Origin of the sequence: Oceanisphaera profunda, from assembly GCF_002157895.1 — a bacterium.
Taxonomy (GTDB): Bacteria; Pseudomonadota; Gammaproteobacteria; order Enterobacterales; family Aeromonadaceae; genus Oceanimonas; species Oceanimonas profunda.
The window spans coordinates 3,041,165-3,062,126 of the sequence record NZ_CP021377.1; the positions used below are offsets into that span (position 1 = coordinate 3,041,165).

At 49.4% G+C, this 20,962-nt stretch carries 16 protein-coding genes and 1 other RNA gene; 12 read left to right on the top strand and 5 right to left on the bottom strand.

Features of this window, described 5'->3' with window-relative positions:
• Positions 1 to 28: 28 nt before the first annotated feature.
• The 8 genes from lrp (at position 29) to purF (ending at position 11,729) form a co-directional block, all read left to right on the top strand.
• Entirely contained in the window at positions 29 to 544 is a 516-nt protein-coding gene (gene lrp, locus CBP31_RS13440) for a leucine-responsive transcriptional regulator Lrp (RefSeq protein WP_456093783.1), read from the top strand.
• 169 nt (positions 545 to 713) lie between these two features.
• On the top strand, positions 714 to 3,515 hold the full coding sequence (locus CBP31_RS13445; RefSeq protein ID WP_161492528.1) for a DNA translocase FtsK: 2,802 nt from the start codon (positions 714 to 716) through the stop codon (positions 3,513 to 3,515).
• On the top strand, positions 3,516 to 4,124 hold the full coding sequence (gene lolA / locus CBP31_RS13450; RefSeq protein ID WP_087038133.1) for an outer membrane lipoprotein chaperone LolA: 609 nt from the start codon (positions 3,516 to 3,518) through the stop codon (positions 4,122 to 4,124). It begins immediately after the preceding gene.
• Positions 4,125 to 4,372: 248 nt separating this feature from the next.
• Entirely contained in the window at positions 4,373 to 5,698 is a 1,326-nt protein-coding gene (locus CBP31_RS13455; RefSeq protein WP_087038135.1) for a replication-associated recombination protein A, read from the top strand.
• A 150-nt stretch (positions 5,699 to 5,848) separates the two neighbouring features.
• Positions 5,849 to 7,147, top strand: a complete 1,299-nt coding sequence (gene serS / locus CBP31_RS13460; RefSeq protein WP_087038137.1) for a serine--tRNA ligase — start codon at positions 5,849 to 5,851, stop codon at positions 7,145 to 7,147.
• Positions 7,148 to 7,880: 733 nt separating this feature from the next.
• Positions 7,881 to 9,488, top strand: a complete 1,608-nt coding sequence (locus tag CBP31_RS13465) for an AbgT family transporter (protein ID WP_087038141.1) — start codon at positions 7,881 to 7,883, stop codon at positions 9,486 to 9,488.
• Between the two features lie 211 nt (positions 9,489 to 9,699).
• Positions 9,700 to 10,188: a CvpA family protein gene (locus CBP31_RS13470; protein WP_087038143.1), complete on the top strand. Its 489-nt coding sequence runs from the start codon at positions 9,700 to 9,702 to the stop codon at positions 10,186 to 10,188.
• Positions 10,189 to 10,208: 20 nt separating this feature from the next.
• On the top strand, positions 10,209 to 11,729 hold the full coding sequence (gene purF / locus CBP31_RS13475; protein ID WP_087038145.1) for an amidophosphoribosyltransferase: 1,521 nt from the start codon (positions 10,209 to 10,211) through the stop codon (positions 11,727 to 11,729).
• 84 nt (positions 11,730 to 11,813) lie between these two features.
• Here purF and CBP31_RS13480 read toward each other — a convergent pair whose 3' ends face one another.
• Positions 11,814 to 12,419, bottom strand: a complete 606-nt coding sequence (locus CBP31_RS13480; RefSeq protein WP_087038147.1) for a Yip1 family protein — start codon at positions 12,417 to 12,419, stop codon at positions 11,814 to 11,816.
• Between the two features lie 399 nt (positions 12,420 to 12,818).
• Between CBP31_RS13480 and CBP31_RS13485 the strand changes: the two genes are divergently transcribed.
• Positions 12,819 to 15,470, top strand: a complete 2,652-nt coding sequence (locus CBP31_RS13485; protein WP_087038149.1) for a putative bifunctional diguanylate cyclase/phosphodiesterase — start codon at positions 12,819 to 12,821, stop codon at positions 15,468 to 15,470.
• 56 nt (positions 15,471 to 15,526) lie between these two features.
• Here the strand turns inward: CBP31_RS13485 and CBP31_RS13490 are convergent, their stop codons facing one another.
• From CBP31_RS13490 to smpB, 3 genes are all read right to left on the bottom strand, one after another.
• Entirely contained in the window at positions 15,527 to 17,125 is a 1,599-nt protein-coding gene (locus CBP31_RS13490) for a sensor domain-containing diguanylate cyclase (RefSeq protein WP_087038151.1), read from the bottom strand.
• Between the two features lie 357 nt (positions 17,126 to 17,482).
• Positions 17,483 to 17,842, bottom strand: a transfer-messenger RNA (tmRNA) gene (gene ssrA / locus CBP31_RS13495).
• A gap of 42 nt (positions 17,843 to 17,884) precedes the next feature.
• Positions 17,885 to 18,370, bottom strand: a complete 486-nt coding sequence (gene smpB / locus CBP31_RS13500) for an SsrA-binding protein SmpB (RefSeq protein WP_087038153.1) — start codon at positions 18,368 to 18,370, stop codon at positions 17,885 to 17,887.
• A 181-nt stretch (positions 18,371 to 18,551) separates the two neighbouring features.
• Between smpB and CBP31_RS13505 the strand changes: the two genes are divergently transcribed.
• Together CBP31_RS13505 and CBP31_RS13510 are read left to right on the top strand one after the other, a co-directional pair.
• A complete protein-coding gene (locus CBP31_RS13505; RefSeq protein ID WP_087038155.1) occupies positions 18,552 to 19,001 on the top strand; it encodes an SRPBCC family protein in 450 nt (149 codons plus the stop codon).
• Positions 18,982 to 19,368 (top strand): RnfH family protein, encoded by a 387-nt coding sequence (locus tag CBP31_RS13510; RefSeq protein WP_087038157.1) that lies wholly within the window; start codon positions 18,982 to 18,984, stop codon positions 19,366 to 19,368. The genes CBP31_RS13505 and CBP31_RS13510 overlap by 20 nt, the downstream gene beginning before the upstream one ends.
• A 106-nt stretch (positions 19,369 to 19,474) precedes the next feature.
• Here the strand turns inward: CBP31_RS13510 and CBP31_RS13515 are convergent, their stop codons facing one another.
• Positions 19,475 to 19,813, bottom strand: coding sequence for an outer membrane protein assembly factor BamE (locus tag CBP31_RS13515; RefSeq protein ID WP_087038159.1), 339 nt, complete (start codon positions 19,811 to 19,813; stop codon positions 19,475 to 19,477).
• A gap of 240 nt (positions 19,814 to 20,053) precedes the next feature.
• Here CBP31_RS13515 and udp point away from each other — a divergent pair, with 240 nt between their 5' ends.
• Positions 20,054 to 20,812: a uridine phosphorylase gene (gene udp, locus CBP31_RS13520; protein ID WP_087038160.1), complete on the top strand. Its 759-nt coding sequence runs from the start codon at positions 20,054 to 20,056 to the stop codon at positions 20,810 to 20,812.
• The last annotated feature ends 150 nt before the right edge of the window (positions 20,813 to 20,962 follow it).

Consider the following 20,962-nt stretch of genomic DNA (forward strand, 5'->3'; position numbering starts at 1 on the left):
AGACTATTCACAGTGGAATATATCGATAATGAGTCAAAGGATGGATGAAGTGTTGGATTTGAACAGTAGACCGGCCAAAGATCTCGACCGAATAGATCGCAATATATTAAACGAGCTGCAGCAAGACGGCCGTATCTCTAACGTTGAGCTGTCTAAGCGGGTGGGGCTTAGCCCCACGCCGTGCTTAGAGCGCGTGCGTCGTTTAGAGCGCCAAGGGTACATCGAAGGCTATACTGCTATTCTTAATCCGCAGTATTTAGACGCCTCTTTGCTGGTGTTTGTAGAGATTACACTTAACCGTGGCACTCCTGATGTGTTTGATGAGTTTAATGATGCGGTACAAAAGCTGGAAGAAATTCAAGAATGCCATTTGGTATCCGGCGATTTTGACTATCTATTGAAAACGCGCGTGGCTGATATGTCGGCTTATCGTAAGTTGTTGGGCGAAACTTTGTTACGTTTGCCAGGCGTGAATGACACTCGCACCTATGTGGTGATGGAAGAGGTCAAGCAAAGCAATCGTCTGGTGATAAATACCCGTTAAGCTGTGCTAATGGGTTCGGCTCTGGTATTTTTATCGAAGCGAGCTGATCATAAACTCAGATTCTGCGAGCGGCCTTGGCCGCTCGTTTGTCGTTTGAGTCTCTGGCGACCTTATTTGTCGCAGCCCAGCCATTGATTGTATGAATAACTTAAAAGTGAGGAGCGGGCGTTTGGCGGAGAAAAAGCTGTTTACTCCCATGTCTGGTTTACAGCGCCTGTTTGAGGCCGGGTTGATCACCATTATTTTATTGGCGATCTTCATGATGTTGTCCTTGGTGTCTTATCACCCCTCGGATCCGGGCTGGTCACAAACTGCGTGGGGCGGAGAAATTCGTAATGCCGCCGGTCCTGCCGGTGCTTGGTTGGCCGATATTTTGCTGTTCTCTTTTGGCTTTTCAGCTTATGCGGTGCCGTTGTTTATGGTGCTGATTGGCTGGTTAACCTTATGGCGCCCAAGGGCGTTAAGTGACATTTGTTACTTAACCTTAAGCCTGCGCATTATCGGATTTTTAATGCTGCTGCTGAGTGTCTTAACCTTGGCCAGCATGAACTTGGGCAACATTTACTACTTTTCATCCGGTGGCTTAATTGGCGACATGTTGGCCTCGGCCATCGCCCCTGTCTTTGGCTCACTGGGCACCACTTTATTGCTGTTGTGTGGCTTTGCCACTGGCGTTACCTTTTTTACCGGTTGGTCTTGGTTGCTGATTGTGGAGCGCCTCGGGGCCGGTGTGGTCAATGCGCCGCAGTTATTAAGTCAAGTGCCGCAGCGTATCGTCGACTGGCAAAGTAATTTACGTGGTTCACAGGAAAATGTGCCACTGGCGGCAACGACCAGCTCGACGCAAAGCTCCGGCAAATCAGTGACGGGCCCTGAGTCGGCGAATACCACCGCAGAAGACTCCGATTCCAGTTCAGGCTTTGTGAGCTGGCGCCGGTTTAAAGAGCGCTTGAGTGGCACCGCTGACGAAGCAGATTACGTCCCGCAAGCTGGCCGTGAATATGAGCAAGACGACCCGCTGATGGCACCTCTGCCAGCTGCACCTAAGCGTGCTTTACTGCAAAAGAAGGCGCCACCGATGCGTAAAGAGCCGGTGTTTAATGCCAACCATGAACCAGATGTGGACTTAGAGGCGGCCAGCTCGATGGCGGCGGATGACTTTATGGACACCGATGATTTTCTGGATGCGGAAGATTTTTTAGCGGCTGCGAGTGTCAATAAGCCTGCTCGTGTGCCGCAGCAAGCAGCAGCACCTACTCAACAATCACCGATTCAACAAGCAGCGCCGCAAGCACGCCCGCAGGCGATGCAACCGCCCGCAGCGCAGCCTATGGCAACCTTAGCGCAAGCGAATGGCTGGCCAGAAGACGACGAGGAGCTGGATTTGCCTTGGTTAAAAGATGATGAAGCTGTGCCTCATGCACCTGCCACACGGGTGGCAGCTGTGCCGCCTAGAGCGCAACGCAGTGTTAGCCCTTTACCTTCGTTTGAGTTACTGGATTTACCCAAGCCGCGCCAGCATACGGTGAGTGAGGCAGAGTTAGAACGCATTGCACGCTTAGTTGAGGCTAAACTTGCGGACTATAACGTACAAGCCAACGTAGTGGGCGTGTATCCGGGGCCGGTGATCACCCGTTTTGAATTGGACTTAGCGCCGGGTATTAAGGTGAGTAAAATTGCCAGCCTAGATCGTGACTTGGCCCGTTCATTGTCAGCGATCAGCGTGCGGGTGGTAGAAGTTATCCCGGGTAAGCCTTATATCGGCCTAGAATTGCCCAACACGCGCCGAGAAACCGTGTATTTGCGTGAGGTAATCGACAGCGAAGCCTTTAGAAATAGCCAACATCCGTTAACCATGGTGCTGGGTCAAGACATTGCCGGCGAGCCGGTGGTGGTGAACTTGGCGAGAATGCCCCATGTATTAGTGGCGGGCACCACCGGCTCCGGTAAGTCGGTGGGCGTGAACGTGATGATCTTGTCGATGTTATATAAAGCCACGCCGGAAGAAGTGCGCTTTATTATGATAGATCCCAAGATGTTGGAGCTGTCGGTTTACGAAGGTATTCCGCATCTACTCACCGAAGTGGTCACCGACATGAAAGATGCGGCCAATGCGCTGCGCTGGTGTGTGGGTGAGATGGAGCGCCGCTATAAACTGTTGTCTTCGGTAGGGGTGCGTAACCTGCAAGGCTATAACACCAAGGTACAAGAGGCGATTGATGCGGGTGAGCCAATCCGTGATCCACTGTGGGATCCAACTCAGTCTATGGATACCTATCCGCCGGCACTGGAAAAACTACCCCATATCGTGGTGGTGATTGATGAATTTGCCGACATGATGATGATAGTCGGTAAGAAAGTAGAAGAGCTAATTGCGCGTATTGCCCAAAAGGCCCGTGCCGCAGGTATTCACCTGATTTTGGCTACCCAGCGACCCTCGGTGGATGTGATCACCGGCTTAATTAAAGCCAACATTCCAACGCGTATGTCATTTCAGGTGTCGAGCAAAATAGACTCGCGCACCATCTTAGACCAACAAGGGGCTGAGTCCTTGTTAGGCATGGGTGACATGCTGTACTTACCCGCCGGTGATAGCACGCCCACGCGGGTGCACGGTGCCTTCGTGGATGACCATGAAGTGCACAAGGTAGTAGCGGCATGGAAAGAGCGGGGCGAGCCCAATTATATCGAAGATATTTTAAGTGGTGACGTGGGCCCGGAAGGCTTATTACCAGGAGAAGTAGCGGAAGAGGGCGACGATGCACCGGATCCCTTGTTTGATGCTGCGGTAGCTTATGTCGTAGAGACGCGCCGCGGCTCTATCTCTGGGGTGCAACGTCAGTTTAAGATTGGTTACAACCGCGCCGCTCGTTTAATCGAACGAATGGAGCAACTTGGCATTGTGAGTGCGCCTATGGGTAGCGGTCAACGTGAAGTATTGGCACCTCCGCCAGTTAGGGAGCGCAATTAAATGAAGAAATTAGCGACAATAGGTTTTTTAATTTGGTCGGTGAGTGCGGTAGCACTGGCCGATGCTAGGTCTGACTTACAACAAAAACTGGCCAGCTTTAACCAGTTCTCTGCAGATTTCAGCCAGCAAGTATTTGATGAGCAAGGTAAGCCGATGCAAACCGGCAAGGGCACCATGCAGTTGGCACGACCCGATCAGTTTCGCTGGCACACAGTGTCCCCCGATGAGAGCTTGATTGTTTCAAACGGCAAAAGCGTGTGGATGTATGACCCTTTTGTGGAGCAAGTGAGCATAGCGCCACTGGAGCAAGCGATTCAGAACACGCCTTTCTTATTGATTGCCGGTCGTGATGGCAAACGCTGGCAGGATTATGAAGTGACGCGCCAAGGTGCAGATTTTATCGTGGCCAGTAAAGATCCCAGCGAGCTGATCAGCCAGTTTAGTCTGCGCTTTGATGCGAGAAATCGCATTGAACGTTTCAGTGTGTTGGAGTCAGGCGGTCAGCGCAGTGATTTCACCTTAAAAAATATCAACACTCAGCCTAAGGTAAGCAACACCAGCTTTACCTTTACGCCGCCAAAAGGCGTGATGGTTGATGATCAACGCTAAATATTAAGCGCCAAGCGTTAAGTAAATAGAGAATACCGAGCTCAAGCAGCTCGGTATTTTTTTGCCGTGCTATTGGGCCAACTCTGCGTACCAACGCGCTCAGCTTTACCCCTCAGGCGTCAGCCTTTACACTTCCCCCTCTATAGAGACCCCGTTAGGCCCACAGTGTTACTCATATTAGGCCCGCCGCGTTGCTAAAGGCTGCTGGCCGAGTGCTGGATCTGTTGCCATTTTTGTGGAGATGAATGATGAGCACCTTGAGTCTCGACTTTGAACAAGATGACTTTCGCCCGTTAGCCGCGCGCATGCGTCCGCAACGCTTAGAGCAATATCTGGGCCAAGACCATATTTTAGGGCCGGATAAACCACTGCGCCGAGCTCTGGAAGCCGGACACTGCCACTCCATGATTTTGTGGGGCCCGCCGGGTACCGGCAAAACCACGCTGGCTGAGTTGATAGCCCTGTATTGTGATGCCGAAGTGGAGCGGGTCTCCGCGGTGACCTCCGGTGTAAAAGAAATTCGCGCCGCCATCGAGCGCGCCCGCGAACATAAGTTAGCAGGTCGGCGCACTATCTTGTTTGTTGATGAAGTACACCGCTTTAATAAATCTCAGCAAGATGCATTTTTGCCCCATATTGAAGACGGTACCGTCACCTTTATTGGTGCCACCACCGAAAACCCCTCGTTTGAGCTCAATAACGCTTTGCTGTCGCGCGCGCGCGTTTATTTGCTGAAGCGTTTAGCGCCTGCTGCCATCGAGCAAATGATCGTGCAGGCGCTAAGCGACGACTCCATCTTGGTAGAGCGACATATTGTGCTAGAGGAAGGCGTACAAAGCGCCTTGGCGCAATTGGTGGACGGTGATGGTCGCAAAGCGTTGAACTATCTTGAGCTGTTATCGGACATGGCCGTATCTGTGGAGGGGCAATGCCGAGTCGACTTGAGCTTGTTGGCGGAAGTGACCGGCGAGCGACTGGCGCGTTTTGATAATCAAGGCGACCTGTATTACGATTTAATTTCGGCGATTCATAAGTCAATTCGCGGCTCTAATCCCGATGCTGGTTTATATTGGTATGCGCGTATGGTGAGTGCCGGCTGTGACCCTTTGTATATTGCCCGTCGCTTGTTGGCCATCGCCTCAGAAGACATAGGGCTTGCCGATCCTAAAGCCATGGACGTAGCACTGGCAGCTTGGGATTGCTTTACGCGGGTGGGGCCTGCTGAAGGGGAGCGCGCCATTGCGCAAGCCATTATTTATTTAGCCTGTGCGCCCAAGAGTAATGCGGTTTACACCGCGTGGAACCAAGCGTTAAAAGATGCCAAAGAACTGCCAGATTTTGAGGTGCCCATGCATCTGCGTAACGCCCCCACTAAGTTAATGAAAGAGCTGGGGCATGGCGCCGAGTATCGTTATGCCCACCATGAGCCGGGGGCCTATGCGGCGGGTGCCACCTATTTGCCCGATGCCATTGCTGGCCGACAATATTATCAGCCTAATGAGCGCGGTTTTGAGCAGAAGATAAAAGCCAAGCTCGATTATTTGAAAAACCTTGACCAACAAGCGGGCGGCTAGCGGTAAAAGAGCCATAGACCTTAGTTGGCTCGCAGGCGAGGGGCTGTTAAACTTAACCTAGTTTAACAATGTTAATTTTCCGTGCTGCTAGACTCACCCGAGCATAGTCTCGATGGCTCTTGCACACCCTCGCATTTAATAAGGTAACTCATGCTGGATTCCAAATACCTGCGCGGCGACATCGCCGACACGGCAGCGCGGCTGGCAAGCCGTGGCTTTACGCTCGACATTTCTGTGTTTAATAACCTCGAAGAACAGCGCAAGTCCTTGCAATCCCGTACTCAAGAGTTACAAGCCGATCGTAATGCCCGCTCCAAAGCCATTGGTTTGGCGGCGCGTAATGGCGAAGACATTGCCCCCTTAAAGGCGGCAGTTTCAAACATTAATGATGAGCTAGACGGCTGTAAAGTTGAGCTGGATAAGTTACTTAATGACATTGAAGCGTTTAGTGCTGCACTGCCTAACCTGCCTCATGAGTCGGTACCGGTTGGCAAGAATGAAGACCAAAACGTTGAAGTGCGTTTGTGGGGCGAGTTGCCAAACTTTGATTTTGAACCCAAAGATCACGTGGCGCTGGGTGAAGCGTTAGCGGGCTTGGATTTTAAAGGCGCGGTTAAAGTATCAGGTTCCCGCTTTGTGATCATGCAAGGCCAAATCGCTCGTATGCATCGTGCCTTGGCGCAATATATGCTGGATTTACATACCCAAGAGCACGGTTACATTGAGTGTTACGTGCCGTACTTGGTGAACAGTGATAGCTTGTTTGGTACCGGTCAGTTACCAAAGTTTTCTGCCGATTTATTCCATACCGCCATCGAAGGCGAGGGCGATGAAGAAGGCAAAGTGCGCCGTTTCTCACTGATCCCGACCTCTGAAGTGCCGCTGACCAACATTGGCCGTGATGAAATTTTTGATGCCAATCAATTACCGCTGAAATTTACCGCCCACTCGCCGTGCTTTCGCTCCGAGGCCGGCTCTTATGGCCGCGACACCCGTGGTTTAGTGCGCATGCATCAATTCGATAAAGTAGAAATGGTGCAATTAGTGCACCCTGATACCTCGTGGGACATCTTAGAAGAAATGGTCGGCCACGCGGAAAAAGTGCTGCAAGGCTTAAAGCTGCCATATCGCGTGATGGCGCTATGTACCGGTGATATGGGCTTTAGTGCCGCTAAAACCTATGACTTAGAAGTCTGGTTGCCGGCGCAAGATACTTACCGCGAAATTTCTTCAGTGTCTAACTGCGGTGATTTTCAGGCGCGCCGTATGCAAGCGCGGGTGCGTGGTACTGATGGTAAGCCACAGCTGCTGCACACATTGAATGGTTCGGGACTGGCCGTGGGTCGTACGCTAGTCGCGGTATTAGAGAATTATCAGCAGGCAGATGGCCGCATTGCGGTACCTGAGATCTTGCAGCCGTATATGGGTGGTTTGCAGTTTATCGGTTAATTGCGCGCTTAATCTCTGCATAAAAAAAGCCGCCCGTCCCGCATATTATGTTGGGACGGGCGGCTTTTTGACGTTTGTAGCTTGGTACTGCAGTACTTGCTAAGACGGACAGCTAACGCGGCCTGACATGCGTTTACTTAATGGTACCTGATTACCCACAAAGCTCAGCTATGTTTCAGTGAATTCAGTATCAATTAATTCAATAGGTTACAGTGAGGCTCCGCCTCTTCGGTAAGAATATGAGGCTCATTTTGGTATTTTGACCTTGTAGGGGCCAATTTATTCGGCCCGGTTTGGTGTTTTGGTTTAAATCTAAACCTCAGTAACAGCCAGCAGAGCTGGCCTGCCGAAGTCCTCTTCGCCGAAGAGACGGGGCAGCTACAAAGAACAAACCGAAACAGGGTGCATTATGGCTGAGGTTCATACGTAATCAGGTACCAATAAAAGCCCATTGTAACTCGCATTACGGCGTGTGACTAAACCGAAAACACACAATAGTTTCATGAATTTACCTGACGGTAGTCATATTATTCATAAAAATGTAACAATTCAGTATCATATGCCATTGATGAGTCTCCCTCTCTGTGTATAATCCACCAATATTTTTTGGTGTTCTAGCAGAACCATTCGGCTGGAAGGTTTCAGGTGGTTTTATCATCTGTTAATTCGGTTGGTGGTTGCCTTATCTATTTGTCTGGCTATGCCAGATGCTTGGTTTGATGGAGAGAAAGACATGACGTCGCGTTCAACTGAATATAAAGGCGCTCCCAAAAGTGGGGCTGAGAAAAAAGGTGGATTTACCCGCTTTTTGGATACCGTAGAATGGTTAGGCAATTTATTGCCCCATCCCATAACCTTGTTTGCCATTCTCTGTGCCGTTATTTTAATTGCATCGGGTATTGCCGGATATTTTGAATTGAGTGTGGCTGACCCTCGCCCGGAAGGTGTCGCGGGACGCGCCGCTGATGGCATGATCCAGGTGGTGAGCTTGCTAAATGGCGAAGGTCTGGCGCGTATTGTGGGCAGCCTAGTGAGCAACTTCACCGGCTTTGCCCCCTTGGGCACAGTACTGGTCGCGCTGCTGGGCGTAGGCATTGCCGAGCATTCTGGTCTCTTGTCTGCTGCGATGCGCGGTTTGGTGATGAATGCGTCCAAACGCATGGTGACCGTTACCGTAGTATTTGCGGGGATAGTCTCTAACACGGCGTCAGAGTTGGGTTACGTGGTACTGATCCCGCTGGCGGCGATGATCTTCCATTCATTGGGGCGCCACCCCTTGGCAGGTTTAGCGGCGGCGTTTGCCGGTGTGTCGGGTGGCTACAGTGCTAACTTGCTCTTGGGCACGGTGGACCCCTTGTTGTCGGGTATCACGCAAACGGCGGCGAACATCATTGATCCCGAATATGTGGTGGGGCCAGAAGTAAACTGGTACTTCATGTTTGTGAGTACCTTTGTTATTGCTGCGTTAGGCGCCTTTGTTACCGAGAAAATCGTCGAGCCTAAGCTGGGTAAATATAATGAGGCCGACGCCGCAGGTGATCTCGATATGACCGGCATGGGACGGGTGACTCCGGCGGAGAAACGCGCCCTTAAAGGGGCGGGTCTGGCTGCGCTGGTGGTGTGTGGGTTACTGGCGCTGACCGTAGTGCCCGAAAACGGTGTGCTGCGTCATCCGGTCACGGGTGAGATCGCCGGCTCCCCGTTTCTACAGGGCATAGTAGCCTTTATTTTCGTGTTCTTTGCCATTCCCGGTTTTGTATATGGCCGCATGATGGGCACCATGAAAAGCGATCGTGATGTGATTGATGCCATGTCGAAAAGCATGAGCTCTATGGGTATGTACATAGTGTTGGTGTTTTTTGCGGCGCAGTTTGTGGCGTTTTTCAGCTGGACCAATTTTGGTACCGTGGTAGCAGTGCAGGGCGCTACCTTCTTACAAAACATTGGCCTGACCGGTCCTTTGCTGATGATGTGCTTTATCGTACTGTGCGGCTTTATTAATCTGATGCTGGGCTCGGCCTCTGCCCAGTGGGCAGTAACGGCCCCTATTTTTGTGCCCATGCTGATGCTGGTGGGCTACTCGCCGGAAGTGATCCAAGCGGCGTACCGCATTGGTGACTCCACCACCAATATTATTACCCCCATGATGAGCTACTTTGGCTTGATTATGGCGGTGGCGGCTCGGTATAAGAAAGACTTAGGTATAGGCACGCTGATGGCCATGATGCTGCCCTATTCGATAGTATTTTTGTTAGGATGGAGCTTGTTATTCTTTCTGTGGGTCTTTGTATTCGGCCTGCCAGTGGGGCCAGGTGCCGCTACTTTTTATAACGGCCTGTAAGTTGACCTGTTAGACAGATTATTTTGTTACGTTAGTCAGATAATCACCAAGAGGCGTTCGGCGTGGGTCACTGCGCCGAACCTTTTTTATTTAACGAGGGCGAGCAAGAGAATAGTTTGATGTTGAAGAATATTTATCCGTTTTTATTTCGCTTTTTGTCATTCTCCTTTGGTAGAATACAGCCCCTTAACGAGGTCCTCGGCAACAAATGATGGTTTGGATAGACTTTGTAATTCTGGGTATTATTGCCCTGTCAGCAGTCGTAAGCTTAGTCAGAGGGTTCGTAAAAGAAGCCATGTCACTGGCTACCTGGTTGGCGGCGTTCTTCGTTGCTAGTCAATTTTATGCTGATCTTAGCGCTCTGCTCGATATCTCAGATCCCCTGATACGCAACGGCACCGCCATTGCCGTCCTGTTTGTATTAACCCTCATTTTAGGCGCACTCATCAATTATATTGTGGGTCAGTTAGTCGATAAAACTGGCCTGTCGGGCACTGATCGGGTGCTTGGCGTGTGTTTTGGTGCCGTTCGCGGTGTCTTGATCGTGGCCGCGTTATTGTTTTTTATCGATACCATGACCGGATTTTCTCATAGTCTGTGGTGGCAACAGTCTGTGTTAATTCCCGAATTTGGTATTGTTATCCAGTGGTTCTTCAGCCTGGTGCAAAATTCATCCAGCTTTTTACCCCCCAAGCCATAATGAATTGAGGAAATGAATACATGTGTGGGATTGTCGGTATTCAAGGTACGACTCCAGTAAATCAGGCGCTTTATGACGCCTTAACTGTACTGCAACACAGAGGTCAAGACGCCGCAGGCATAGTGACCATTGCTGGTGACACGTTGCGCCAACGCAAAGCCAATGGCCTAGTACGCGAAGTGTTTGAAGAGCGACACATGGCGCGTTTAATTGGTAACGTTGGTATTGGCCATGTACGTTACCCAACTGCAGGCAGCAGCAGTGTGGCCCAAGCCCAGCCTTTTTATGTCAACTCCCCCTTTGGCATTACCTTGGCGCACAATGGCAACTTGACTAACGCTCGCGAGCTAAAAGAAGAACAGTTTCGCGTGGCGCGTCGCCACATCAATACCACCTCAGATTCTGAAATTTTGCTCAATGTCCTCGCTCATGAGCTCGATCAACAGACTCTCGATCTGCATCTAGAACCCAGTCATGTGTTTGCCGCTATTAGCTCTGTGCACAAAAAAGTGCGCGGTGCCTATGCGGTGGTCGCCGTTATTATTGGCCATGGCATGCTGGCGTTTCGTGACCCTAACGGTATTAGACCTTTAGTGCTCGGCAAGCGTGACTGTGAGCAGGGTGGTGTTGAGTATATGGTGGCCTCAGAAAGTGTGGCGCTCAATGCGGTGGGTTTTCATCTGATCCGCGACGTAGCCCCCGGTGAAGCCATTTACATTACTCAGCAAGGTGAGCTGTTTACCCAGCAATGTGCCGATGAGCCTCAGCATCAGTCTTGTATTTTTGAATATGTGTACTTTGCGCGTCCTGACTCTTTTATTGATAAAGTGTCTGTGTATGCGGTGCGAGCGCGCATGGGCCAGAAACTCGGCGAAAAAATTGCCCGTGAGTGGGAAGACTTCGATATTGATGTGGTGATCCCCATTCCCGAAACCTCGTGCGATATTGCGTTGGAAATTGCGCATAATCTGGACTTGCCTTATCGCCAAGGCTTCGTAAAAAATCGCTATATTGGCCGTACCTTTATTATGCCCGGCCAGCTGCAACGTCAGCAATCGGTGCGCCGTAAACTCAACGCCATACATTCTGAGTTTGCCGGCAAAAATGTGCTGCTAGTTGATGATTCAATAGTAAGGGGCACCACCTCAGAGCAGATTATTAAAATGGCCCGCGAAGCGGGGGCGAAAAAAGTTTACTTTGCCTCAGCCGCACCAGAAATTCGCTTCCCGAATGTGTATGGCATCGACATGCCATCGGTGAATGAGCTGATTGCCTATGGCCGCGAAGTTGACGAAATCTGTCAATTAATAGGTGCAGATGGGCTGATTTTTCAAGAGCTTGAAGACCTCGAAGATGCAGTGCGCCACTTTAATCCTGAGCTGCGTCACTTTGAAACCTCAGTCTTTACCGGCGAGTACGTGACGCAAGATGTGGACCAAGCTTATTTAGATGAGCAAAATGCGTTACGCAACGATAACGTTAAGCATGCAGACTGCCAAGATGACGCGCATTTGGCGATGTATAACGAAGGCGAAGCCTGATTAATCAGCGGGTGAGCTAATAGAAAGGGGCCATTAAGGCCCCTTTTTTATTAATGATGAACACCATTTCGTTCATATAGTCAGTTAGTTCATATACATAGGGCCAAAGCCCCAACTCCAAATTAATACGGTCGCCGTCATCAGGCAGACTAACAGTACCAGTGCTGCTGTGATCACCGAGCTTGCATAAATAAAGCCGCGATCTTCAGGAATACGCATCACGATAGGGATGCCCGTATACAAAAGGTAAACCGAGTAGGCAACGCCCAGCAAACCCACCACCATGATCACGATAGGCTCAGGGTAGAACAAAGCAAAACCAGCCATAAATAAGGGTGTAGCCGTATAGGCAGCAAGCTCTATGCTGTTTGCAAAACTTGGTTTAGCACCAAAGGTGCTTGCCATCCAAAAAATAAGGTAGGCGAGGGCGAAAACGCCGAAAATTAACCCCACATACATGCTTATCGCCATGGCTAAGGCGCTTTGAGGTGTGAGCAAAATATTGGTGCTGTTAGTGGTACCAAAATTCCAACCAATCATGGTTGTCGAAAGGTAAGCGCAGATGGTGGGTATTAGTGCGATCACGGCTAAGTGGATTAAGCTGTAGCGTAAACTCTCATGTTGGCGGTCTACCGTGTGCCACTGTACTTTAGGCTGTGTATACAAACCCCAAATTCGATTCAAAAACATGGCTTACCCCCTTCAATATGCTTATTGCGAGCTGTTTTATGGCAGATAAACGGTATGGTTATGTTTTTCTGTAAAACACAGCTGCGTGCAGTCGAATATCCGTATTACTACTCTTAAGCTCGGACTAAGTATAAACCACATTTTACAAGCTGCTGTGTAAGCGCAAAATTAGGTGCCCCGGCTTCTTGAGGTAAGTTCGAGTCTGATGCTTTTTATGAGAGACTGAGATATACAGAATTTGAAGCGACACTCCGTAAAATAGCAAACTGCTAATTAGCTTTTTAGGCGTATAGATATAAAAGTGGCGGCAGTGATAGAATACGGTCGTATTCATAATAACTTATTGAGAATATTTATAAATTTCCCTCGCATGCTAGATAACTAGGTAGCCGAATTACTATGCTGATATCGATTATTGAACAGGCGATGCTGATCCTCGCATCAGGCTGGCTACTCACCATGAATATGCGAAAAATGCAGGCACATCCGCGTTTATTAACGCTGACCACCGGCGTCTGGTTTGGCATTATTACTATCGCCTGCATGTCGATGCCATTTAGCATTGGGCCTGGCGTACTGCTGGATGTAGGGGATGCGGTTATCTTTGTTGCCGGCTTATTTGGTGGTCTGCTCTCCGGTGGCTTGGCGTTAGTGCTAGCGGGGGCGTTTAAGTTGTGGTTTAACGACGCTAATAGCTTAATCAGTGTAATAAGCATGCTGATAGCGCTGTCCTTGGGGCTTATCGGTAAATACGCCTTAGTGAATACGCGATTTTCGCTGACTTTCGGTTATTTGTTGCCTGCTAGTTTATTTCTCAATAGCATCAGTATTAGTGTGATTTATTACAGTGTTGAGCCCCAATTACAGGCGCATGTACTATCCATGACCCTGCCTTTTTTAGTGGTTGCCATGCCTTTGACCTTGATGCTGATTTTTATTCTCAGAGATACCGAGCATCGTCAACAAGAGCAGCGTGCATTGCGGGTCAGCCAAGCACGGTTATTGGCCATTACCAGTGCTTTGCCGGATATGATGAGTGTGATTGATGAAGATGGATTTTATCTGGATATCATGCCCGACAATATTATATTTCCCGGTAGTAAAGATGTGCGCCGCGTCGGTCAAAATGTCAGCGATGTATTTCCTCGCGAGCATGCCCAACGGTTGCTGGCTTTTATTTCCCGCACGATTAGCGAGCACAAAGTTACCCATATGTTGTTTGAGCTGCAGCAAGATGAGGGCGAGCGTACATTTGAAAGCGTGGCGCAAGCCCTTGAAACTCGTGCAGGAGAAGCGCGTGCCGTGGTGATACTCACCCGTGATATTAGTGAGCGAGTAAAGGGAGAAACTGACCTGCGTATTGCCGCGGTGGCATTTGATAGTTTTCAAGGCATGTTGGTAACCGATAAACATAATCGCATCTTGCGTGTTAATCAGGCGTTTAGTGAGATTACGGGGTATAGCGAAACCGAAGTCTTGGGTAAGACACCGAGCATTTTTAGCTCTGGCCAACACGACAGTGCCTTTTATCAAGAGATGTGGCACGACATTAATAACCAAGGTCACTGGCAGGGCGAGATTTATGATAAACGTAAATCAGGGCAAATTTATCCCCAATTACTCTCTATTAGTGCCGTGAAAGATGAACAAGAACAGGTGAGCCATTATGTTGCCAGTATTACCGATTTGAGTGCGGAAAAAGAAAACGCCAAAAAAATTCATGACTTGGCTTATTACGACAGTTTAACTGGGTTACCCAACCGACGACTGTTGCTGACCAGTATCAGAAAAACCCAAAGAGAGAGTGCTAATAGCCATCAGTTAGGCGCCATTATTTTTATCGACTTAGATCAATTTAAAAATATTAACGATCTCTGGGGCCATGCAGTGGGCGATAAATTGTTGCTGCATGTGACCAATCAGTTACGAAAAGTGCTCACCGAGCAAGATAGCCTAGCTCGCTTAGGCAGTGACCAATTTGTGCTGGTGCTCAGTGCTCAAGCGGACGACCAACGTCAACTTATGGCCCGCTTAGAGCGCCACAGCCAAATGTTACTGGCGATGTTGGATCAGCCCTATACCCACGGCGGGCAAAAGCTGCGCAGCAGTGCTTGTTTAGGCATAGTCGCACTAGATGGCTTTAATGACGCGCCTGAAGAGCTAATCCGCCAAGCTGAGCTGGCTATGTATGCGGCGAAAGATGCCGGTAAGGGGGAGCGCCGTTTCTTTGACCCCCATATGCAAGAGACGATTTCTCAGCGCTTATTATTAGAAGAAGACATTATTCGCGGCTTAGAAGCGCGGGAGTTTGGTGTTTACTTTCAAGCGCAATTTAACAGTGATAGCCAGTTAATTGGCGTCGAATCCTTAGTGCGTTGGCATCATCCCAAGCGCGGGCTTTTATCACCCGCCGCCTTTATCGATGTGGCAGAGGCGGCGGGTATCATGAGCCAAATAGACAGTGTTGTGCTGCTTCGCTCCTGTGAGCAAATGGCGAAATGGACGCGGTTGCCGGCTTTTAGTGAGATTACGGTGTCGGTGAATATTAGTCCGGCACAACTGTATCAGCATGGCTTTGTCGAAGAAGTATTGAACGTGGTCAGTGACACTGGCGCTGATCCTAAGCGCCTGAAGCTGGAGCTGACAGAATCTATGCTGGTGACGGATATGCAGCAAGCCATTGCGCGGATGCGCCAACTTAAGCAAGCAGGGATTCGTTTTTCCATCGACGATTTTGGTACCGGTTATTCGTCGCTGCAATATTTACAACAATTGCCGCTGGACCAACTCAAAATCGACCAATCTTTTGTGCGGGGTTTGCCGGAAGACACCAGCAGCTTGGCGATTATTAGAGCCGTGATTGCTATGGCTACCAGCTTAGGCTTAGAAGTGATTGCCGAAGGTGTTGAAACCGAAGTACAGCGCGACATACTGTTAGCTAATGGCTGTGGTTTATATCAAGGCTATTGGTATGCAAAGCCGCTACCTGCCGAGCAAGTTGAACAGCTAGATATCATTGATAACGCCACTAGCACCAAGGCGCTTGGCTAACGCCAGCGCTTTTAACTCAATAGCCATCTATCCCTGCGCAACTTATTTCTGATCGCTTATAGCGCCACAGTTTGATTACGGCCCTGTTGTTTGGCTTGATACAGTGCCTGGTCTGCCAGTTTTAAAGTATCATTGATACTTGTGGCTGAGTCAGCCCCCGACCAATGCCCTACGCCCAAAGAAACAGTAATGGTGCCTACAGTAGGGATATCGGTGGCCGCTATCAGCTCTCTGAGCCGTTCGGCTACCCTAACAGCAGTATCTTGGGAGGTGTTGGGTAAGAAAATCATAAACTCTTCCCCACCGCTGCGGCATAACTGGTCTTCTTTTCGTGCTTGAAGGCGCATCAATTGCGCCAGTTTCTTGATTACCTCATCACCCACATCATGACCATAAGTATCATTAATACGCTTAAAAAGGTCGATATCTAAGGTGATGACTGAAAAAGGGGTGTGCGCTTGCTGATAGCTATCGAGCACTTGCGTCATGGCGCGACGATTTAATAATTCCGTCATCGCATCCGTATGGCTATCGCTGTGCAACTGGCTAATTTTATCGTTAAGTAACCCCATACTTTTTATAATGGCGCGCTTTAGTTGAGCGGCTTCAAAGTACCAAGAGTTAATGTGCGAGATATTATCTTGCGTGGTCCTGTTATTAATCTGAGCATTATTTAATGGAGTGTTATCTATCTGTCGAGTGCCGCTAGCCAACTGCCACAAGGGCCGCGAAATGAGCAGTGCAGAGAGCCAGATGCCCAATAACGTTAGTAGCACCAAGGGCAGGCTTTTTAAGAACACCTTAATAATATGACCATCAAGGCCCGCCAGCGTCATGGTATTAGGCCTTTGCGCGACGACTCCCCACCCTGCGTTAGTCACAGGGGCAAAGCCGGCTAGCATGGCCACCCCTTGAGAGTTAGTGACCCTATAAGCGCCTTCGTTGCCGGCAATCACCTCGTCAATGGCGGGGTTATGCTCAATTCTTTGGCCAATGCGCTCAGGATTTGGATGGTAAATTAAGGTCTTATTGCGATCCACCACATACAAGTAGGAACCATCTTGGTAATAATGTTTGCCAAGAATATCGTTAAGAATGTTTTTTTGCTGTAAGTAGATGGAGCCTGCGATATAGCCTAAGTACTCACCATTAGCAGCAAAAATAGGATGAGACAAACTGATCAAATAATTGCCAGCAGCAGAAATAAAGGGGTCTGTGATCACTGGTGCTCGGGCTGCGATAGACAAACGAGCCTGGCGTGAGTGCAGTGTCTCGCCACTCAGGCCCAGTGCTTCGGGAGAAACCGCCAGCACCCTTGCTTTATCATTAACCACCACCACAGAGTTAAAGGTGTTCGTGGGTTCTTGCAAACGGCGAACTTCCGCCACTAAGCCGGCTTCTGAATGCATTTGGTCACTGAGCATCTCGGCACTGTAAGCCAATCGGTCTTGAGCCATATCCAGAAACACATCGGTGACTTCCGCTAACTTAGCCGCATACACGCGGTTCGCTTCTAGCGTATTGTTAATGAGTAATGAGCGTTGTACTTCATAGGTGGCATAAAAACTGTTGCCCAAGGTAATGAGCACACTGAACACCGCCAGCACTAGAATAAGGCCGCGCAGTTTAAACTTGGGAAGAGACTTACTAGACATTAGGCAGCATAAACCGATATGTGATCAGCTAACGTGGCTGAAGATGTGACTTTTAGCGATTCTAATGGCGCAGGTTTAGTAAAGCCAGCCCATTGCATCGCCTTACAGAAAGCAAAAGGCCGTTGAGATTCGACCTTGATGGCGTTGGTCGTAGCGTGAGTGTCCAGCCCAGCCAACTAGGTGAGGCACAACTTGTGCCACTAGGTGTGCCACTAGCTGTGACACTAGCTGTGACAGTAGGTGTGACAGTAGGTGTGACACTTAAGGCTTTTTTGGCTGTAAATCAGGTTTATCTGATATAGCGTAACCTATTGATTAGACATAAAAAAGGCCCCGTTAGGGGCCTTTCCAATCGATTGGTGGAGCTGGCGGGATTTGAACCCGCGTCCGAAAAACCTACATCGTCGGTACTACATGCGTAGTCAGTCATTACATTCGCCATCTGCTGCGGACAGACACGCCACAGAATAACTAGCCTAAATTAGTTTTAATGCTTCCACCGTCAGGCACGATTTCCACACGATTCTGTGAGATATGACCTTCCAATTCCCTAAGTCACAGACAAGCTAGGGTAGAAGGGCTCTAACAGGTTATTAAGCTGCTAGTGCGTAGTTTTCGTCGTTTGCGACTATTTTTTTGCGATTTTTTAACGAGGCCTATCGCACCTCGGCATGCACCTAGGAGTTCGAGAATCTCGTCGAATCCAGAATCAGCCCCAAGTTCGTTTATGGTATGGCAATTTTTGCCAAATCACAAGTATTAACGATTTTTATGTTTCATCATGCGGTCTTTTTCGCGCTTCCAGTCCCGCTCTTTCACATCTTGACGCTTGTCGTGGTCTTTTTTACCTTTCACCAAGCCAATTTCAATTTTCACCCAAGACTGAGACCAATATAGCGCCAGCGGCACCAAGGTATACCCATCGCGGTCAAGCAGGGTGGCTAACCGGTCGAGCTCGCGCCGTTTAAGTAACAGCTTACGCGAGCGCATGGGATCGCACACTACGTGAGTAGAGGCCATGTTAAGGGGAGTAATGGTGGCGGCAAACAAGAAGGCTTCGCCATTACGTATAAATACGTAAGAATCGGCGATATTGGCTTTGCCTGCCCGCATCGCTTTTACTTCCCATCCTTGTAGCTCCAGCCCAGCTTCATATTTTTCTTCGACATAATATTCGTGCCGTGCCTTCCTATTGAGGGCAATGGTGCTGGAACCGACTTTTTTCTTCGCTTTGTTTTTTGTCATAGTAGCGCCATTATACGGGGCCAATGATGGCTTTGGAATTGCTGATACAGCAACTGCGTGTTTTTCATACGTATTTCGTGATGATTCTGCGGTTATATCAGCCTAATTGTCTTGATTCGACAGCCGTGAGTCCAACTAAGATTAATGTTAAAATCGAGTCGATTTGCTGTCAGGAGAGATTATGCCGAGTATTACTCGCAGTGCCTTAGTGATGTTTAGTGCACAACAAATGTATGAGTTGGTCAATGATATTGACGCTTATCCGCAGTTTTTACCAGGTTGTGTGGCAAGCCGTGTGGTCTCGCAGTCCGATAATACCATTACTGCGGCCTTGGATGTATCTAAGGCGGGCATTCGTAAAACTTTTACCACCCGCAATGTATTAACGCCTTTTAACCATATTCGTGTGGAGTTAGTGGACGGACCTTTTAAAGCACTAAATGGCGGTTGGACTTTCACGGCATTGGACGAAGATGCCTGTAAAGTCGAGTTAGAATTGTATTTTGAATTTACGTCTCGGTTAGTGGAATTTGCCTTTGGCGGCATCTTTAAAGAGCTGGCCAATGCCATGGTGCATTCTTTTAGTGAGCGAGCCAGAGAGGTGTATGGCCATGAGTCTTATTCAGGTTGAAGTGGTGTATGCGCTGCCTTATAAGCAAGTGGTGTTAAGCCTTAAGGTGGCAGCAGATTGTGATGTACAGCAGGTTATCGACCAGTCTGGCATTTTGCAGCAGTTTCCTGAGATTGACCTAGATACTAACATGGTCGGTGTATTTGGCCGTCAGGTTAAACTGGATAGCCACCTGCGGGCAGGGGACAGAGTCGAAATTTATCGACCTTTATTAGCGGATCCTAAAGATATTCGTCGCCGCCGTGCCGAGCAAGCCAAAGAAGAAGGGCGTGCCGATAAGGTCACCGGTGGGCGGCCCAATCCAGGCAGAGCTAGCGTGAGAGCGAGCAAAGACAGTGCGCAAGCAGAAGACGAGCTTAAGGAATAATAAAATAGGAAGCGCGAGTTGAAACAGGCCGGACGGGTGTCCGGCATGATGATGTAGTTAGGTTATTTATTGCCTCAAAGCCGCTGAGTTGCCGAGGTAATCATCGTTATAAGCCTTGAGCGAAGTCGATGGGTGCGGGGTAATCGCCGCCTACTGACATTAGCGCACCGTTATTGAACTCCAGCACCAGCTGCTTTTGTTCTACTTCTCCGCGACCGGGTTTAAAGTAGTACAGATAGACCCAACGTTCATGATTGAAGCTGTCTAAGCTCATGGGGTTACCGAGCAAAAAGCGGACCTGTTCTTGACTCATGCCGCGGCGTAGCTGATCAACTTGTTTGGCTTCTATGTAGTTGCCTTGTGGAATATCTATTTTATATACCAGACCGCAACCCATCAGAGGCAGGGTTAACATTATCGGTAAAATCAAGGTTTTGAGTTGCATATGGGCACTATATCCTGTGTGACTTGTGGCCATGATAGCGACTGTAGCTGACCTTGTAAAAGCACAAGCGACAGTTATATTTTGGCTGGCGGCCATTATGTGTTGCTGTGTTGGTTTTTGCCCGCTCAGAGAGCTGAGCGTCTTGGCTTAAATTTGGTGGTCACTTAAGCTGCTGGACCTTGAGAGGCAGCGCGGCCTTAGGTTAAGCTGCATTTATTTCTAATCGTGAAGCGACAATTTATGACGACACAGGTATTTCATCTCGGGATCACGACTGCCGATTTGCAGGGCGCACGCTTGGCCATATTGCCCGGCGATCCAAACCGGGTTGCCCGCATTGCGGGACATCTCGCTAATCCGCGTTTGCTGGCCAGTCATCGTGAATTTACATCTTGGCTTGGTGAGCTGGATGGCAAAGCGGTCGTGGTATGCTCAACCGGTATTGGCGGGCCTTCTACCTCTATTGCCTTGGAAGAGCTGGCGCAACTGGGCGTGACCACGTTCTTGCGCATTGGTACCACCGGGGCGATTCAGCCCACGATTAATGTGGGCGACATGATAGTCACCAACGCGGCGGTGCGCCTAGATGGCGCGAGTTTACATTTTGCACCCTTGGCATATCCTGCAGTGGCGGATTTTGATTGCAGCTGTGCGCTGGTGGATGCGGCGCGCGAGTTGGGCTTAAGCCCGCATGTGGGCATTACTGCCTCGTCTGATACTTTTTACCCTGGTCAAGAGCGCTACGACACCTACTCTGGCCGAGTGACGGCGAGTCTGCAAGGCAGCCTTGCTGAGTGGCAGGCCATGGGAGTGCTCAATTATGAGATGGAGTCGGCCACCTTGTTTACCTTCTGTGCCAGTCAGGGATTAAAGGCTGGCTGTGTGGCTGGGGTAATCGTTAATCGCTGTGAGCAAGAAATTCCCAATCCCGTGCAAGTACAAGCCGCAGAGCAACAGGCGATTGAGATAGTGATCGGTGCTGCCCGCCGTTTGGTTTAGGCCAAGTGCTGCTTTCAGGTTTATTGACCATTAAAAAAGCCCCGAGTCGTTACGATTCGGGGCTTTTTGGTCAGTATTCGTTGTTACTTCACGTAGAGCATTTTTGAGCTCGGTGCTGGGCGCTTAGCGCTGTATTTTTCGCCTCACGCC

Bases quoted from the DNA above. Each gene is read 5' to 3' on its own strand.
- smpB (WP_087038153.1), bottom strand. From the start codon at position 18,370: ATGACAAAAAACAAAGCGAAGAAAAAAGTCGGTTCCAGCACCATTGCC.
- CBP31_RS13470 (WP_087038143.1), top strand. From the start codon at position 9,700: ATGGTTTGGATAGACTTTGTAATTCTGGGTATTATTGCCCTGTCAGCA.
- lrp (WP_456093783.1), top strand. From the start codon at position 29: ATGAGTCAAAGGATGGATGAAGTGTTGGATTTGAACAGTAGACCGGCC.
- CBP31_RS13455 (WP_087038135.1), top strand. From the start codon at position 4,373: ATGAGCACCTTGAGTCTCGACTTTGAACAAGATGACTTTCGCCCGTTA.
- CBP31_RS13505 (WP_087038155.1), top strand. From the start codon at position 18,552: ATGCCGAGTATTACTCGCAGTGCCTTAGTGATGTTTAGTGCACAACAA.
- CBP31_RS13510 (WP_087038157.1), top strand. From the start codon at position 18,982: ATGAGTCTTATTCAGGTTGAAGTGGTGTATGCGCTGCCTTATAAGCAA.
- CBP31_RS13480 (WP_087038147.1), bottom strand. From the start codon at position 12,419: ATGTTTTTGAATCGAATTTGGGGTTTGTATACACAGCCTAAAGTACAG.
- CBP31_RS13490 (WP_087038151.1), bottom strand. From the start codon at position 17,125: ATGTCTAGTAAGTCTCTTCCCAAGTTTAAACTGCGCGGCCTTATTCTA.
- lolA (WP_087038133.1), top strand. From the start codon at position 3,516: ATGAAGAAATTAGCGACAATAGGTTTTTTAATTTGGTCGGTGAGTGCG.
- udp (WP_087038160.1), top strand. From the start codon at position 20,054: ATGACGACACAGGTATTTCATCTCGGGATCACGACTGCCGATTTGCAG.
- serS (WP_087038137.1), top strand. From the start codon at position 5,849: ATGCTGGATTCCAAATACCTGCGCGGCGACATCGCCGACACGGCAGCG.
- CBP31_RS13515 (WP_087038159.1), bottom strand. From the start codon at position 19,813: ATGCAACTCAAAACCTTGATTTTACCGATAATGTTAACCCTGCCTCTG.
- purF (WP_087038145.1), top strand. From the start codon at position 10,209: ATGTGTGGGATTGTCGGTATTCAAGGTACGACTCCAGTAAATCAGGCG.
- CBP31_RS13465 (WP_087038141.1), top strand. From the start codon at position 7,881: ATGACGTCGCGTTCAACTGAATATAAAGGCGCTCCCAAAAGTGGGGCT.
- CBP31_RS13485 (WP_087038149.1), top strand. From the start codon at position 12,819: ATGCTGATATCGATTATTGAACAGGCGATGCTGATCCTCGCATCAGGC.